The organism is Nostoc sp. LEGE 06077 (assembly GCF_015207705.1).
Classification (GTDB): domain Bacteria; phylum Cyanobacteriota; class Cyanobacteriia; order Cyanobacteriales; family Nostocaceae; genus Nostoc_B.
The window spans coordinates 15,601-30,426 of the sequence record NZ_JADEWI010000036.1 but is presented as its reverse complement, the minus strand read 5'-3'; the positions used below and the strand labels follow the sequence as shown (position 1 = coordinate 30,426).

General features: G+C 42.5%; 16 protein-coding genes. 9 read left to right on the top strand and 7 right to left on the bottom strand.

Translation table 11 applies throughout. The features are described 5' to 3' along the window. Positions 1 to 53 precede the first annotated feature (53 nt). Positions 54 to 356, top strand: a complete 303-nt coding sequence (locus IQ244_RS20720; RefSeq protein ID WP_193897547.1) for a DUF1816 domain-containing protein — start codon at positions 54 to 56, stop codon at positions 354 to 356. Positions 357 to 465: 109 nt separating this feature from the next. Here IQ244_RS20720 and IQ244_RS20715 read toward each other — a convergent pair whose 3' ends face one another. The 3 genes from IQ244_RS20715 to sat all read right to left on the bottom strand — a co-directional run bounded on the left by IQ244_RS20715 (position 466) and on the right by sat (position 4,907). Continuing rightward, positions 466 to 1,308: an alpha/beta fold hydrolase gene (locus IQ244_RS20715; protein ID WP_193897545.1), complete on the bottom strand. Its 843-nt coding sequence runs from the start codon at positions 1,306 to 1,308 to the stop codon at positions 466 to 468. A gap of 93 nt (positions 1,309 to 1,401) precedes the next feature. After that, positions 1,402 to 3,531: a caspase family protein gene (locus IQ244_RS20710; protein WP_193897542.1), complete on the bottom strand. Its 2,130-nt coding sequence runs from the start codon at positions 3,529 to 3,531 to the stop codon at positions 1,402 to 1,404. 185 nt (positions 3,532 to 3,716) lie between these two features. After that, positions 3,717 to 4,907, bottom strand: a complete 1,191-nt coding sequence (gene sat / locus IQ244_RS20705) for a sulfate adenylyltransferase (protein WP_193897540.1) — start codon at positions 4,905 to 4,907, stop codon at positions 3,717 to 3,719. Between sat and IQ244_RS20700 the strand changes: the two genes are divergently transcribed. The 5 genes from IQ244_RS20700 (at position 4,896) to IQ244_RS20680 (ending at position 6,728) form a co-directional block, all read left to right on the top strand. Next, positions 4,896 to 5,132, top strand: a complete 237-nt coding sequence (locus tag IQ244_RS20700; protein ID WP_193897538.1) for a hypothetical protein — start codon at positions 4,896 to 4,898, stop codon at positions 5,130 to 5,132. The genes sat and IQ244_RS20700 overlap by 12 nt on opposite strands. Positions 5,133 to 5,172: 40 nt before the next feature. Further along, positions 5,173 to 5,442 carry a type II toxin-antitoxin system ParD family antitoxin gene (locus tag IQ244_RS20695; protein WP_193897536.1) on the top strand — a complete coding sequence of 90 codons (270 nt, stop codon included), beginning with the start codon at positions 5,173 to 5,175 and terminating at the stop codon, positions 5,440 to 5,442. Then, positions 5,442 to 5,777, top strand: a complete 336-nt coding sequence (locus IQ244_RS20690) for a type II toxin-antitoxin system RelE/ParE family toxin (RefSeq protein ID WP_193897534.1) — start codon at positions 5,442 to 5,444, stop codon at positions 5,775 to 5,777. Before IQ244_RS20695 ends, IQ244_RS20690 begins: the two co-directional genes overlap by 1 nt. A gap of 83 nt (positions 5,778 to 5,860) precedes the next feature. Further along, positions 5,861 to 6,325, top strand: a complete 465-nt coding sequence (locus IQ244_RS20685; RefSeq protein ID WP_193897532.1) for a hypothetical protein — start codon at positions 5,861 to 5,863, stop codon at positions 6,323 to 6,325. Between the two features lie 100 nt (positions 6,326 to 6,425). Then, positions 6,426 to 6,728 (top strand): hypothetical protein, encoded by a 303-nt coding sequence (locus IQ244_RS20680; RefSeq protein WP_193897530.1) that lies wholly within the window; start codon positions 6,426 to 6,428, stop codon positions 6,726 to 6,728. Positions 6,729 to 6,761: 33 nt separating this feature from the next. On the opposite strand, the gene mnmA is transcribed toward IQ244_RS20680, so the two are convergent. Then, the gene (gene mnmA / locus IQ244_RS20675) at positions 6,762 to 7,817 is read right to left on the bottom strand and encodes a tRNA 2-thiouridine(34) synthase MnmA (protein WP_193897529.1); all 1,056 of its coding nucleotides are present in this window, start codon (positions 7,815 to 7,817) and stop codon (positions 6,762 to 6,764) included. A 410-nt stretch (positions 7,818 to 8,227) separates the two neighbouring features. On the opposite strand from mnmA, the gene IQ244_RS20670 reads away from it, so the two are divergent. From IQ244_RS20670 to IQ244_RS20660, 3 genes are all read left to right on the top strand, one after another. After that, a complete protein-coding gene (locus IQ244_RS20670; RefSeq protein ID WP_228059042.1) occupies positions 8,228 to 9,025 on the top strand; it encodes a hypothetical protein in 798 nt (265 codons plus the stop codon). Between the two features lie 109 nt (positions 9,026 to 9,134). Continuing rightward, positions 9,135 to 10,721 (top strand): NAD(P)H-hydrate dehydratase, encoded by a 1,587-nt coding sequence (locus tag IQ244_RS20665; RefSeq protein ID WP_193897526.1) that lies wholly within the window; start codon positions 9,135 to 9,137, stop codon positions 10,719 to 10,721. A gap of 59 nt (positions 10,722 to 10,780) precedes the next feature. Further along, positions 10,781 to 11,440, top strand: coding sequence for a glutathione S-transferase family protein (locus tag IQ244_RS20660; protein ID WP_193897525.1), 660 nt, complete (start codon positions 10,781 to 10,783; stop codon positions 11,438 to 11,440). Positions 11,441 to 11,647: 207 nt separating this feature from the next. Here the strand turns inward: IQ244_RS20660 and IQ244_RS20655 are convergent, their stop codons facing one another. From IQ244_RS20655 to IQ244_RS20645, 3 genes are all read right to left on the bottom strand, one after another. Continuing rightward, positions 11,648 to 12,658, bottom strand: coding sequence for a DnaJ C-terminal domain-containing protein (locus IQ244_RS20655; protein WP_193897524.1), 1,011 nt, complete (start codon positions 12,656 to 12,658; stop codon positions 11,648 to 11,650). A gap of 235 nt (positions 12,659 to 12,893) precedes the next feature. Then, on the bottom strand, positions 12,894 to 13,457 hold the full coding sequence (locus tag IQ244_RS20650) for an AAA family ATPase (protein WP_228059041.1): 564 nt from the start codon (positions 13,455 to 13,457) through the stop codon (positions 12,894 to 12,896). Between the two features lie 33 nt (positions 13,458 to 13,490). Further along, positions 13,491 to 14,780 carry a glucose-1-phosphate adenylyltransferase gene (locus IQ244_RS20645; protein ID WP_193897523.1) on the bottom strand — a complete coding sequence of 430 codons (1,290 nt, stop codon included), beginning with the start codon at positions 14,778 to 14,780 and terminating at the stop codon, positions 13,491 to 13,493. Between the last annotated feature and the right edge of the window lie 46 nt (positions 14,781 to 14,826).

Below are 14,826 nucleotides of genomic sequence, written 5' to 3'. Positions count from 1 at the left end.
ATCGCTGCGTAGTATCTCACAACTACTACCAGAGTGATCAATCAGCAACTACCATGAAAACCATCGGGTACGACATGAAAGAAGCTTTAATCAACACATTTAATAGTCTCGGATTAGCGTGGTGGGTGGAGATATTAACACAAAACCCCCGTTGCACTTACTACTTTGGGCCATTCCTGACTTCTGCTGATGCCAAGTTAGCCTTAAAAGGCTATGTGGAAGATTTAGAACTCGAAGGAGCGCAAGGAATACAGGTGAATGTAAAACGCTGTAAACCAGATAATTTGACGATTGCCGAAGACTTGGGGGAACGGATTGACCGCAAAGTAAAGCCTGCCTTTAGCGGTCAGATGTAATTTAGGCAATCAATGGAAGTATGAAGTATGAAGTATGAAGTGTGAAATTACCTGACCGGGATTAGTAACGAAAAATTCTTCGCTTCATTCTTCATTCTTTAACTAGGAACTATTGACTATGAATTACTTGAGGATGGGCTTCTAACCAGTGGTCTATGTCCCTCAATACCTGATGCGGAATTTCCCACGGGAAAAGATGTGCAGTATTCGGGTAACATTGCCACTGACTATCTTTGAGATGTCTGGCAGTTTCTAAGCTAGATTCGGCTGTGATGTGGCGGTCTTGAGCGCCTGCTAGTACCAGACTAGGGCAATTAATTTCCTCTAGTTCTGCTAAACGGTTGTATCTAGATCGCAGGGCCTTAGACAAGGCACGATTAGCAGCATTAGAGGTTTGCCAATAAGCTGGTACGGCTTCTTGGGCAATATATTTATAGGCTGTGGGTGTATGTTGCTGAATCAGGTAACGAAATAGCGATCGCTTACCAAATGTATCAATATTCCATTGCCAACTAGGCTTGATTAAATTTATTAGCCCAGCAATACCCGTGTAAAGGTTATCTTGCCAAGTTATCGGGGGATGATTGCCATAGGGTCTGGCTGCTGTGGCGATTAAAATTAGCCCAGTGATGCGCTGTGGCATCCTCAAGGCTAATTCCATTGCTAAAATACCACCCAGCGACCAACCCAATATCAGACATTTTTCGATAGCAAAGCGGTCTAGAAGCGCCTCTAAGTCATTTAAATGGTCTGTCATGGCAAAATTTCCTTGATAGCGGCTTTTGCCGTATCCGCGCAAATCTGGGGCGAAAGTTTGACAGCGGTTTGATAAATGGTTGGTAAATACAGAAAGACTACGACCAGAACCAGGATGGCCATGTATCGCTAAAATTGGAAATCCTTGACCTTGAACGTAGGTGTTAAGGCTGAGAGTACCCACAGTTAGAACCATGTAATTTGAGATTTTGGATTGTTAAATAAATCTGTCGGAATCATTGTTCGATTGTGTCACACAGACTAAAAAGCGTGTTTTTTGAAAGTATATTCAGTTTGCTAGAAAACTAAAGTTAAAACTAGCCCAATGATTAACATTTAATATATGGGCATCGTTAGCTGTAGCACTTATTTCGGCTGTGGGAATGCTGGCATTATGTAAATCTTGTAATATAGCTTGAGCTATTTCCCCAGGATTGACTAATGCACCAATTGGCTGTTGATCGCCTGTGGGATATTTAGCAGTTTCTAAAGCTTTGAGGGTGGTGGTGAAGGGTGCAATGCTCAGAATTAATTGATGTTCGCATTCGTAAGCTGGCCCCGAAATTGTCCAGCCAGATGTCCCAGAATTTTGTGGCAAGGTTATAGTCTCACCAGCCGGGATCATCACTTGTTGGAGTAAAGGTTTAGTTTCGGAAGTGTTTGGTTCTTCAACAGTTTGCCAAGGATAGAAGGCGATCGCCGTTCTATGATTTTTTAAACCCAGTAGCATTAAATATACTGAGCGATCGCCTTTATTTTGGATTCGGTATTGAATGCGGCTACCAATCGGTATACTTGGAGTGCTAAGAAAACTCTGAGTGCTGAGTGGTTTTTTTATAATTTTTGGGTCAAGAGTGCGTAAGGTTTCCCGTTGTAGGATGACTTTGGGTGATATGCCATTGACTATTTCCAAACTGCCCTTGATTGGTAGGCGGGAAGAACCCTCATTTTCTGTGAGTCGCCATAACTTTGCTGCTAATAGATGCGGTAATTTCGCGCCTAATCGGGTGACTGCTACTTTCACAGCTTCCCCGACTTCTCCTGCACTGTTGGTAATTAGCTGTCCAGCAGGTGCAAATAAAGCATACCGGCTGGGATTTTGTGGAAGTTTAGCAAAAACGTAATCTGCTGGTTGTTCTCCGGTGACAACACTAACCATAGATGCCATTGCAGCAAAGGCGCTGGTAGCATCTACCCGTTCAATTCTTTCTAGTCTTGAATCTAAGGCAATATTTAAGCTGATATTGCGAGGTAAAACCCTAATTGCTTCTTGGACAAGTTGCCCAACTTGTAGAGGATTTGCTGTTTCTCCAGCAGAGATTTGAGCTTTTGCCGTTAACCCTGTACGCGATCGCAATATTAACTGTTCTCCATTCACAGCTGTAAAGCGAGAATTCACACCATAGTTTTCTAATACTTGTGGCGGAAGTCCCCCTAACCAGATTTGGGCAGTTTTACCGTCTTCCTCTGTAGCAATAATTGCTCCCTCTGCGCCAATATTTTGGTCTAGCAGTAAACTCTCACAAGTTAAGGCTTTTTTCCCATTGACTAAACTGGACTGCTGTTTGCTACCCAGCTTGGACATCGCACTATCTACATGGGAGAGGCTGAATTGCAGCGTCGTAGCTGGGGTAGTTTCCCAAAGATACTGAGTTAAGGCATAAGTAAATAACCCAGCACTAAATCCAGAGAACAGCCCTTCCTTTGCGACTTGTTTGGGATCAGACGTAGCAGATAAGATAACAGCCGGGTTAAATAAAGTTTTAGTTTTGAGTTGTTGGAGAAATTCGATTTCTGCGGTGGCTAAGTGTGCGGTTGGTAACTCTTGACGGGTACGAATTCGCCCCCCTGTAGGTTGAATTGCCTTAGGGGCATCATAACTAGTATCTAAGACTGCGGTAACGCGTTCTGTAGGGAGCGATCGCAGTAATAATAAAAGAGTTTCTTCTAACAGATAAGTAGCTATCTTGTCATCTTGAATTTCTAAATTTTCGTTCGTTGGCACTAAAGCGTTTTGTAGCGTATCCTCAGACTCATTTAATTTGATGCGAGTCCCGTAACCGCTAAAGTGAAAAACGACGACATCATCAGATTTAACTTGTTTCCCAAAATGATCTAAAAAAGCTGCTTCAATAAATTCCCTGCTGGCTTGTTCATCCGTTAACGTCAAAATATTGGCAGCTAAAAAGCCAAACCGATGAATCAACAATTCTTTTTGCAGTTCGACATCAGTGAGACAACCACTGAGAGAGGGACTTTTGCGATATTGATTAATGCCGATTAATAAAGCTAATTTGCGGGGAGTGGTTTGTGCTAAAGCTTGATAATAGCTATCATTCACAGTCAACCATTCAGCTTCTGTTAAACCTAATACCGCAAGTATTGAGCCAATCCGTTGTAAAAAAGTCCGACGCTTCATAAATTAGCTATCAGTCCTCAGCCTGTCAGCTAACAGCTTAAGGGGCTAGAGTCGTGACTGTAAAGTTAAAGTTTTTACTATTTGCCTCTTGACAAGTTTAGGACTCATACCAATTTTATAAAAAGCTGCATCCAATAAATTCTGTAGAGACGTTGTATACAACGTCTCTACTCCTAATTTGCTGATTAAGTCAAAGCTGGGACGGGAATGGGAACTCGCATCGCCCGCGCCAGTTCTGCTGCGACTTCCGGGCGGGAGAATTCGGGTGGCGGTAATTCACCGCGACGCAGCATTTCTCTAACTTTTGTTCCTGAGAGGTGAATGCGTTCTTCTGGTTTACTAGGACTAGTTTTAGTCGTCGCCATTTGCTTGGTACGTGTGCAGTAGAACGCGTGTTCAAACTTCATAGGCACAATTCCGATTTCACTTGGCTCAAATTCATCAAAAATATATTGAGCATCATAAGTGCCGTAGTAATTGCCCACACCTGCATGATCCCGTCCCACGATAAAGTGAGTACAGCCGTAGTTTTTGCGAACTAAAGCATGGAAAATTGCCTCACGGGGGCCAGCATAACGCATTGCGGCGGGGTTGATGGCTAAAACTACGCGATCGCCAGGATAATAATGCTCCAGCAAAATTTCATAGCAGCGCATCCGCACATCAGCAGCGATGTCATCATCTTTAGTTGCGCCTACCAATGGGTGCAAAAATAGAGCGTCTACAGTTTCCAAAGCGCACTTTTGGATATATTCATGGGCTCGGTGGATGGGGTTACGAGTTTGGAAACCCACAACAGTTTTCCAACCATTTTCCCGAAACATTTGCCGTGAAGCAGCGGGGTCAATTTGATAAGTGGGAAACTGAGGATGGGAATCTCGTTGCAACAGCCAGATATCACCAGCAAGATGTACAGAACCTTGGTTATAAACTACCTGCACACCAGGATGATTTGCGTCATCTGTGCGGTAGACATTGACAGCTTCGCGGAGTTTATCGTAAGTATATTTTTGTGTGAGTTGTAAAACCCCAATAAACCGACCCGCGGGGTTATCTAAGCGAATCAAGTCACCTTCTTTCAGAGAAGCAGCGATCTCTTCTGCTACCGAAAGCGTAATTGGAATTGACCATACCAGACCGTTAGCCAGACGCATTTCTGTGACAACGCGATCGTAGTCTGACTGATTCATAAAACCAGTGAGTGGACTAAAAGCACCGATCGCAATCATTTCTACATCAGAAACCGCACGCTCATCTAGTTGTACGCGAGGCAAAAATTCCGCCTGAGACAGAAACTCTTCTCTTTGTTCCGGTGTGGCGATGCGATTAACTAACTCTCCACCGTGCGGCGCAATAGCATCTTGATGGTGACTCAACGTAATCCCCTCTTAGCGATAACTATAATTGTTGCAAACTATGTATTAACTAACTTATCAAATGCTGGTACTGAGAGAAAAAATAGTTCGGTAAATTGGGAATTAATAACTGAAAATTTAACGGACAAGTTTAAAGCTGGATTGTTAGCAAATAGACTTGTAGCTACTTCCTGTCAGCAACCTTTTGCCACTTCTGATGGCACAAAATGGCAATTATTGACATAAAATCAGAGATATCAAGAAAAATAATGGGGAAATTATACCCGTGAAAAGCATTAATATATCTCTGCCTGACGCAATGCGAACTTATATAGAAGAACAGGTAGCGGCTGGTAGTTATAGTAGCGTGAGTGAGTATTTCCGCGAATTAGTGCGTCAAGACCAAAAGCGTCAAGCTGCTGAACGTTTGGAAGCGATGCTTTTAGAAGGTTTAAATTCTGGGAATGCCACTGAGATGACTCCTGACGATTGGGAAGACATTCGCCAAGCAGTGAGGGAAAGAATAGTCAAGCGTAAAGAGTCAAATCAAGGTTAATGAGCGAGGTACGTAAACGGCCGCAAGTCATCCGCGACTTGATAGAATTAGCGACTTATATTGCAGAAGATAACTTGGAAGCTTCAGATCGATTTCTGACAGCAGCAGAAACAACTTTCAAACAACTGGGGAAAATGCCAGGAACGGGAAAATCTTGTCAATTTTCTCATCCAAATTTAGCTGGTGTTCGTCAGCAAGCAATCAAAGGATTTAAAAAGTATCTTGTTTTTTACCTTTCGACTGACTCTGGTGTAGAAATTCTGAGAGTCATTTATGGTGGACGGGATATTGAAGCAATCTTGTCTGAAGATTTAGGAGAGAATAACGCAGAATAGCCCCTCTCCTGTCAGATTAGGAAAAATGGATGTATGTTGGGTGGAATACACTGAAACCCAGAATTATTTATTATAAATCAATTATGTTTGACCCTCTAAAGTACGCTGATGAACTCATTGACTCGCAACAGGAAAATGAGTTACTGAAGTGGCTACGTCAACTTAATGATGAGGAAAAATTTGCATTTGTTTGGCGTGTGTTAAATACAAATCCTTGGCAGGGATGTAAATTAGTTAAGCGATCGCAACTTAAACCTATTTTTTTAGAAGTGATTCTTGCAAATGGTTTAGTCTATGGTGACGCAAGCACAGTGGAATGGTATATCAAAGCTGTTCTGCCCAATTTAGGTTACAAGCGAGTACTTGAGATTATCAAAGCTCAGATAGATATTGCGCCATTGTGTGTGTATAAAACTCTATACTGGCTACCTTGGTTATATCGTAATCAATCAAAGCAACTAAAAACTGAGATATGCACACTTATTGAAGAATTCAATCAAAAGTATCCTAATTATCAACCACGTAGAAGCACAGGTACTCATGCTTAACAGCTAAGTGCTTAGAGTAGACAATATAGATATCAAAGCAAATTAAGTTACCAGTAACTTGATAAAATTAGTGACCTACATTGCCAGATTAGAATAGAAAATGACGGAAGATCAAAATCGCATTCCTCGCATGGAAAACCAACTTATCGATATGCGCCTAGCAGTCAGCGCCCTTTTGGAAACTGTGACGCAACATCAACGCAATTTTGAGACTATTCAGCGCAATTTTGAGACCATTATTACTGAAATGAGAGAAATGCAGACTGATATCAGAGACATACGGACTGATATGAGAGAAATGCGATCTGATATGTTGCAAATGCAATCAGAAGTGCGTGGATTGCAAACAGAAAATCGCCGCATTTTGGATATCTTGCAAAATCGCAATACTGACGATGAGTAGAGACGTTAAAATTCAACGTCTCTACACAAGCATTTAACTAAACTGCTCAATAATACCGCCGCCTAAAACCTTTTCCCCGTCATACCAAACTGCTGCTTGGCCAGGCGTGATACTAAACTGGGGTTCATCAAATACCAAACGGACGCGGGCATTTTCCAGAGGAATTACCGTCACTGGTACAGGCTGAGAACGATAGCGGACTTGGACTTCAGAGTGAATTGGTGTAGTTGGTTCAGCGATGGAAACCCAGTTTACCCGGCCTACTGTACATTCTGGCTGAGTTACCTTGGTGCGATCGCCCACCACGACACGATTATTTGCAGCATCTAATTCCACCACATACAATGGTTCCGCCGCCGCAATTCCCAAACCTTTACGCTGACCAATGGTGTAGTGATGTACACCATCATGCTGTCCCAAAACTTTGCCTGTGGTATCCACAATTTCGCCTTGTTTGGGAGCGAGATACTTATCTAAAAATGCCCGCATAGAACCGTTGCTTTCGACTAAGCACAAATCTTGACTTTCGGGCTTGTCGGCGGTTTTCAAATTATATTCAGCCGCAATCCGGCGGGTATCGGCTTTTTCCATTTCCCCCAGAGGAAATACAGAAGCCGCTAGTAAATCTTGAGACAAATCATACAAAAAGTAAGATTGGTCTTTGTTGCGGTCAACAGCCCTTAATAATTGATAACGATTAGTTGCTTCATCGTAGCCAATCCGGGCATAATGACCAGTAGCAATGCGATCGCATCCCAATTGTTCACGGGCATATTCCACCATTGGGCCAAACTTTACCGTTTTATTACACTGCGAACAAGGCAATGGTGTAATTCCAATGCTGTAACCAGATACTAAATAATCAACAATATTTGCCTGAAAGACATCCCTACTATCAACAACTTCATGGGGTATCCCCAGTTGTTCGCAAATATCAGCCGCGTCGATCATTCCTTCAGAGCAACATTGCCCTTTGCCTTTCATTAGCCAAAGGGTTAAACCAATTACTTCATAGCCCTGATTATGCAGGATAGCAGCAGCAACAGAACTGTCAACGCCACCGGAAAGACCAACGACAACTTTTTTCATATCTCTAATTTTTTTAGACTAGCAGCTGCTGAAGATAAAATTATCCAAAACTTTCACTTGATTCAGCACTAAAACAGTACTCAGAGTGCGAGTAGAGGCTTTTCACACAAGCACAACACGGCAGCCGCGCGACTGCTCAATTGTAACATATATATCTCAAACCCTTGCTAGTTAAGCACTTGGGTGACTAAATGAATAATTCGTAATAACAACAACTAAAATTTTGTCAGTATAGCAATTTCCAGATAAGTTAGGGCAGAGACTAATCATCAAGTATGGATACTCAACGACTTTCAAACTTTTTTCCTAATAGGTATCCATTGCCACCTGCCTCTACTGATTTTATGCTTAAACTATATAGCTTGAAAAATTTTGTTACTACTATGTCCAGAAAGTTATCAGGTCAGTTTATGGCATTGCCAATAATACCGTTATTTTTGGGAAGTTCCTTAGTAATTATTTCCCATACTCAGCCAGCCCAAGCGCAAGTCAACAGCAATCATATTTTGCTGTCACAACAAACAGTAATTGAGACATTACCACCACCGCCCGATACTTTAGTCACGCCTGAGAATCAACAAACTTTACCCCAATTGCAACCAGGGCAAATTCAGCAATATGAGCCAAATCCGCTGATTTACCCATCTACAGAAAATCAATCTCAGCCACAGCCTGTACTTGTGCAACCAAGTCAGCCAAATCAATACAGCCAGAACTTTGAACGCTACTTTGTCTATGTTGATAGTGATAATTACCAAACCTTGCAACGAGTCCGCCAAATTGAACCAGGGGCTTATATCCGGCAATATCAAGGACGTTCTATTATCCAATCAGGGGTTTTTAGCAGACCATCTAACGCTCAACAGCGTGTAAGACAATTAGAATCATTCGGTATCCGTGGCGCACAGGTTGTCAGCTTTACTAACGGACAGGAAATCCAGACTTTTAGCAATAATCCCAAAGGATCTTCGGAAATTAGAAATAATAGATACTATGTTGTGATTCCGGGGAAAACCCAAGATTTGCCGATAATTGCTGACACAATTATCCGTAAAAGTGGATATTCAAGTTTAGTTCAAGAAAGACAAAAGCCGTTCGGCCCTCATGTAGCTGTGGGGCCGTTTGCAGAACGCGGTGATGCAGACAGATGGAATAAATATGTACGGGATTTAGGTTTTGGTGATTCCAGGGTTTATTACAGTAGGTGAGTGCTGAGTAATGAGTTCTGAGTTAAAAGTAAAGAGTGAAACAGGTTATGCAAATTTTATAACTTTTAACTCAACTCCTATCAGCAAGTGAACTGGGAAATTTAAAATCATGGAAAAGGCATCTCCTATTCATATCAAACACTCTCAAAACAGGCAAGAATATATTTCTCAAGTTGTCGTCACCGCTGCACAAATGCGGGATATTGAAGGGCGGATATTTGCCGCTGGAATGCCTGTAGCTGCTTTGATGGAAAAGGTGGCGGGACTGATTGCTCTTCGCATTCAAGAGTTGTTTCCCTTGTCTGGGAATATGTATCGTGTGGGTATTCTAGTTGGCCCTGGTCATAATGGTGGTGATGCTTTGGTTGTCGCCCGTGAATTACACTTTCGTGGGTATAAAATTTGGCTATATTCACCTTTTTCTAAGTTAAAGGAATTAACTGCACAACATTTACAATACGCCCAAAATTTGGGTATTTCTTGTTATGAGAATATTGATAAATTGCCTGATTGTGATTTTTTAATTGATGGTTTATTTGGGTTTGGATTAGAAAGACCTCTGACTGATCCCATTGCTTCAGCAATTAATCAATTCAATGAATGGCATCAACCGATTATTAGTATTGATCTACCTTCTGGTTTGCATACCGATACGGGCAAAGTTTTGGGGACAGCGATTCGCGCTACTCACACTTTATGCTTGGGCTTGTGGAAGTTGGGTTTGTTGCAGGATCATGCTTTAGAGTATGTTGGCAAAGCGGAATTAATTGATTTTGATATTCCTGTTGCAGATGTGGAAGCGGTATGGGAAAATACACCAAAAACTCAACGGATTACGCAAAAAACCGCATTTGCTACTTTACCTTTGCCGCGTCCAGCAGTGACACACAAGTATAAAGCAGGACATTTATTATTAATTTGTGGATCGCGGCGTTATGCGGGTGGGGCAATTTTGACAGCTTTGGGGGCGCGGGCTAGTGGTGTGGGGATGCTTTCAGTTGCGGTTCCTGAATCGTTGAAATCAATTTTAGTGTCGCATTTACCAGAAGCATTAATTATTGGTTGCCCAGAAACAGAGAATGGGGCAATTTTACAACTACAATTACCAGAGAATACAGATTTAAGTTCATTTAGTGCGATCGCCTGTGGCCCTGGTTTAACCCGCGAAGCGACTCCCATTGTCAGAGAAGTTATTGAAAGCGATCGCATTTTAGTTCTAGATGCCGATGGTTTAAATATTTTGGCACAACTAGGAACTATCCCCACCTTACAAAAACGCCAAGCGGTAACTGTACTGACACCCCATACAGGCGAATTCCAAAGATTATTTCCTGATGTGTCTGATGCCAAACATGACCGAATCAAAGCTGTCAGGGAAGCAGCCGCCCAAAGTGGCGCAGTAGTATTATTAAAAGGGGCGAGAACTGCGATCGCCAATTCTCAAGGTGCAGTTTGGATTATTCCCGAAAGTACCCCAGCCTTAGCCCGTGGTGGTAGTGGTGATGTGCTGACTGGGCTACTTGGAGGTTTATTAGCACAAGCAACGACAAAACATCAGCTAGAAGATATTGTAGCTACTGCTTCTTGGTGGCATTCTCAAGCAGGCATTCTCGCAGCCCAAGAGCGGACAGAATTAGGTGTAGATGCGTTTACATTGACACAATATTTATCAAGAGTTATGGGAATGCCAATCTAATTACAAATTGGTATTAACCCAGAAATGCTAACTTACTCATAAAGTTTTGAGGTTGTCTCATGCTGACTCTTTATCACAATCACCTCTCGATGAACTCTCGGAGAGTATGGATTGCGCTGCTAGAAAAAAAACTAGAGTTTAACTTAGTAGATATAAAACTGGATGGCGACCAACTGCAACCAGAATTTTTAGCGATGAATCCTTTTCACCACATTCCAGTTTTAGTGGATGACGGCTTGAACGTAGTGGAATCATTGGCTATTTTGGATTATTTAGAGGCAAAATATCCTAGCCCTAGTTTGTTGCCTACCAATGCCAAAGATTTAGCAATTGTGCGGATGGTAGAAATGGCGACAGTCAATGAATTAGTATCTGCGATGAATCCGTTAATTTATCGAATGATGGGTTTTCATGGTGGTGAAGATTCGCAGACAATAGAACAGGCAAAGTACAAAATATCTACAGGGCTAGAATTTTTGGAAAAATTATTAGGAGATAGCCCATATTTTGGGAGTGAGCAATTAACCCTAGCCGATATTGTGGCTGGATGTGCAATACCTTTGTTACCTATGATGGACTTTCCTTTAACGGACTACCAAAAATTGAATGTTTGGGCTGAACGATTGATGCAGCGTTTGTCTTGGCAAACTACCCAACCCACCCCAGAATTAATTGAAGCTTTTAAATCTCGGATGCAAGCTTTGATGGCACAACGCTAATTAAGCATATAAGTAGAACAGTGCAAACATTTGTAGTTGGGAAAAGGCAGAAGGCAGAAGGAAAGAGGGTTTGAGCTTCGATTACTTTTCTTAACATAGTTTTGTTTTTTCCCACCGACCTACTTAATTATTAACGCGTAATTCGTAATTAAATCTTGAACTAAAAATTACGAATTACGTTAGCGATTCCGTGAGTATCATGACAAATTACAACTTAACTTGTTGTAAATGACTGCGGGGATTATATGTACGTATAGCCCGAATATTTTCATAATACTCGCGTTCTTGTGGGCTGAGGTCTTTTGGTGGTGCGATCGCCACTTTCACCATTTGATCACCGCGTCCACCTTTAGCTAAAGGCCAGCCTTTACCCCGTAAACGCAACGATTGACCGGAACGCACTCCCGCAGGCAATTTAACATTCACATTGCCATCGGGTGTAGGCACATCAATCGAAGCTCCCAAGGTGGCTTCATCTGGTGTAATTGGCACTTCGCAGACCAAATTATCACCTTCAATTTGGAAGAACGAGTGGGGTTGCAGTTCAACTTTTAAATACAAATCTCCCCGTTGTTGCGTCATGGGGTTGATTTGACCTTTACCCCGCACCCGCAAACGAGTACCGGGTTTAGCACCAGCCGGAATGCGAACGTCAATGGTTTCATTGCCCAAACTAAAGCGCTTCTGCACACCAGCAAAGGCTTCCGAGAAACTCAAGCTAATTGTCGCTTCTGTATCTGGGGTAGCACCCGCACCAACATCTTGGAAACCAAAATCGTTAAAACCACTGCCAAAACCGCCACTTGGCGTTCCTGTGGCAGTGCGATAAGAGTAGTTTTGTCTGCCAGTCGAGCGAGGGCCAGGCGCACCACCAAAACGGCCTAACAACTCATTAATAAATTCATCAAAACTGCCATATTGGCTGAAGTCAAAGTTGCCCATATCAGCGCCAGCAGCACCACCCCCAGGGAAGCCATCGCCGACTTGTTTCCAATATTGACCAAATTGATCGTATTTTTTGCGTTTATCTGGGTCAGATAATACTTCGTAGGCTTCGTTGACTTCTTTAAACCGGGCTTCTGCTTGCTTATTGCCTGGGTTAACATCAGGGTGAAACTTCCGGGCTAGTTTACGAAAAGCTTGCTTAATTTCCTCTGGAGTGGCAGTCTTACTAACTCCCAAAAGTGAATAATAATCTTTGAAGTCGGTTGCAGCCATCTACCAGCCTCCTGTAGAAATTTCCTTTAAGTTTTTTTGTAAGATGGGAGATTTATATTTTGCTAGGTATAATGCCCAGCAATGAGATTCTGATTTTAAATTAACAAACAATACACAAAATCAAGTGGGGTTCTTGCTCACTGTACCAGCGCAATTTCCGTACTTTGGCAAAAAGGGGTGAAGTATGAAGTCTCAAGTGTGAAATTCATCCTTCTGCGTTTTGACCATTGACTCTTCACCCTATTTTAATCAAGTCGTCTAATCCTTCTTCTACACTCGGTGGCGCGTCCCGGAGTTGGCGGTGCATTCGTAAGATGACTTCTTCGGGAACTCGGCGATCGCGGCGTTTATTGCGGGCTAAACACAGCCATACTGGTGTAATTACCCAAACTCCTACAATTTGGGTAAAGCCCAAGTCACGGGTGAAGGCGATAAGTTCCCGGCGATGGCTTCTTTGGGCATTAGTCGCATCAAAAACCACTGATTGATTGACGTTAATAGTTTGTTGGAGTTGCCGTTCAACTTCTTGCCAAACCAGAAACCAAGGCCCTTGAATTATTTCATCCCCAAACAATTGCCCCCGGATAGCATCTGTAGAAATCAGCTGCATCTGGGGGCATTCAGCAATTAATTGTTTTGCCACAGTTGACTTACCGCTACCCGGAAGGCCAATGAGTATTATGAGTGCTAAGTGCTGAGTGCTGAGGAGCCACTGTGTTGGGCGGGTTCCCCGACTTGGAGCAAGTGGCGTTGCTGAGTCAGAAGCTAACAGAGAACAGTGGTAATCAGTTGTACTCATAACTCAAAGTTTAAAACTCAGCACTCAGCACTTTTAAATAATTGTCCCATCGGGAATCACAGCGTTTTTCAAAACAACGACAATACCGCTACGGATGTAAAAGCCTTGACCTTCACGGTCAGCTTCTTGCACGTTATCTTTGTTGATGATTTTCACATCGTGACCGATGCGAGCATTTTTATCAATGATTGCCCGACGAATAATGGTATCTGTACCAATACCTACGGGGATGTCATTTTTTTCGATGCTGCATTGACGTTCGACGGAAGGTTGATAAAAGTCTGCACCCATGAGTAAAGATTCTTCGATGATGCAGCCCGATTCAATCCGCGATCGCACACCTAAAACTGAATGTTGAATGCGACAGTTTTTCAAAATACAGCCTTCACCAATAATCGATTCGGTGACGTGGCATTCTAATAGCTTGGTAGGTGGTAGATAACGCGGGCGAGTGTAAATCGGTGCTTCCTCATCGTAGAAGCTAAAAGGTGGTTGTGGTTGCTGGGTCAAGGCTAAATTGGCATTATAAAATGCTTCAATAGTCCCGATATCTTCCCAGTAATCATCAAATAAATACGCTTGAATGTTGAAATCTTGGGCTGCATCAGGAATAATTTCTTTCCCAAAATCAGTCCTTTCTAATTTTTCCCGCAACAACTTGATCAAAACTTCTCTTTTGAAGACATAAATCCCCATTGAGGCGATGTATGGCTGTTGTTGGGCTTGCTCTTTATTTAAACCCAAGACAGTGGTATCGACCTGCATTTTAGTTAGAGCCTCACCTTTGGGCTTTTCACTAAAATCAATTACTCTACCAGCTTGATCAATTTTCATCAAGCCAAAATCAGAAGCCCGGCGATCGTCAATGGGTATTACTGAGAGAGTAATATCAGCATTGGTGTCTCGATGGCGCTGAATAAATTGGCGGTAATCCATCCGATAAAGATGATCACCAGAAAGAATCAGATACTCATCTACATCCCATTCCTCCAACATCCATAAATACTGACGCACCGCATCCGCTGTACCTTGAAACCAGTTTGGATTTTCTGGAGTTTGCTGTGCAGCTAAAACTTCCACAAACCCTTCGCTGAATCCACTAAAATTATAGGTACGCGCAATGTGACGGTTCAGAGAAGCTGAGTTGAATTGTGTCAGGACGTAGATTTTAAAAATTTCCGAGTTAATACAGTTACTAACAGGGATATCGATTAAACGATACTTCCCCGCCACGGGTACTGCTGGTTTTGCCCGGAGTTTGGTTAAAGGGTAAAGGCGGGTGCCTGCGCCACCACCGAGAATGATTGCTAAAACTTTTTTCACAAAATTTCTCCCGACTGCCTTTCAACTCTCATTCCCAGTTTATGAC

What these genes read in the sequence shown, in the direction of transcription:
- IQ244_RS20650 (WP_228059041.1), bottom strand. Translation starts at nt 13,457, where the DNA reads ATGAGTACAACTGATTACCACTGTTCTCTGTTAGCTTCTGACTCAGCA.
- IQ244_RS20710 (WP_193897542.1), bottom strand. Translation starts at nt 3,531, where the DNA reads ATGAAGCGTCGGACTTTTTTACAACGGATTGGCTCAATACTTGCGGTA.
- IQ244_RS20690 (WP_193897534.1), top strand. Translation starts at nt 5,442, where the DNA reads ATGAGCGAGGTACGTAAACGGCCGCAAGTCATCCGCGACTTGATAGAA.
- IQ244_RS20670 (WP_228059042.1), top strand. Translation starts at nt 8,228, where the DNA reads ATGGCATTGCCAATAATACCGTTATTTTTGGGAAGTTCCTTAGTAATT.
- IQ244_RS20715 (WP_193897545.1), bottom strand. Translation starts at nt 1,308, where the DNA reads ATGGTTCTAACTGTGGGTACTCTCAGCCTTAACACCTACGTTCAAGGT.
- IQ244_RS20680 (WP_193897530.1), top strand. Translation starts at nt 6,426, where the DNA reads ATGACGGAAGATCAAAATCGCATTCCTCGCATGGAAAACCAACTTATC.
- IQ244_RS20665 (WP_193897526.1), top strand. Translation starts at nt 9,135, where the DNA reads ATGGAAAAGGCATCTCCTATTCATATCAAACACTCTCAAAACAGGCAA.
- IQ244_RS20655 (WP_193897524.1), bottom strand. Translation starts at nt 12,658, where the DNA reads ATGGCTGCAACCGACTTCAAAGATTATTATTCACTTTTGGGAGTTAGT.
- IQ244_RS20685 (WP_193897532.1), top strand. Translation starts at nt 5,861, where the DNA reads ATGTTTGACCCTCTAAAGTACGCTGATGAACTCATTGACTCGCAACAG.
- IQ244_RS20700 (WP_193897538.1), top strand. Translation starts at nt 4,896, where the DNA reads ATGGTGACTCAACGTAATCCCCTCTTAGCGATAACTATAATTGTTGCA.
- IQ244_RS20720 (WP_193897547.1), top strand. Translation starts at nt 54, where the DNA reads ATGAAAACCATCGGGTACGACATGAAAGAAGCTTTAATCAACACATTT.
- mnmA (WP_193897529.1), bottom strand. Translation starts at nt 7,817, where the DNA reads ATGAAAAAAGTTGTCGTTGGTCTTTCCGGTGGCGTTGACAGTTCTGTT.
- IQ244_RS20660 (WP_193897525.1), top strand. Translation starts at nt 10,781, where the DNA reads ATGCTGACTCTTTATCACAATCACCTCTCGATGAACTCTCGGAGAGTA.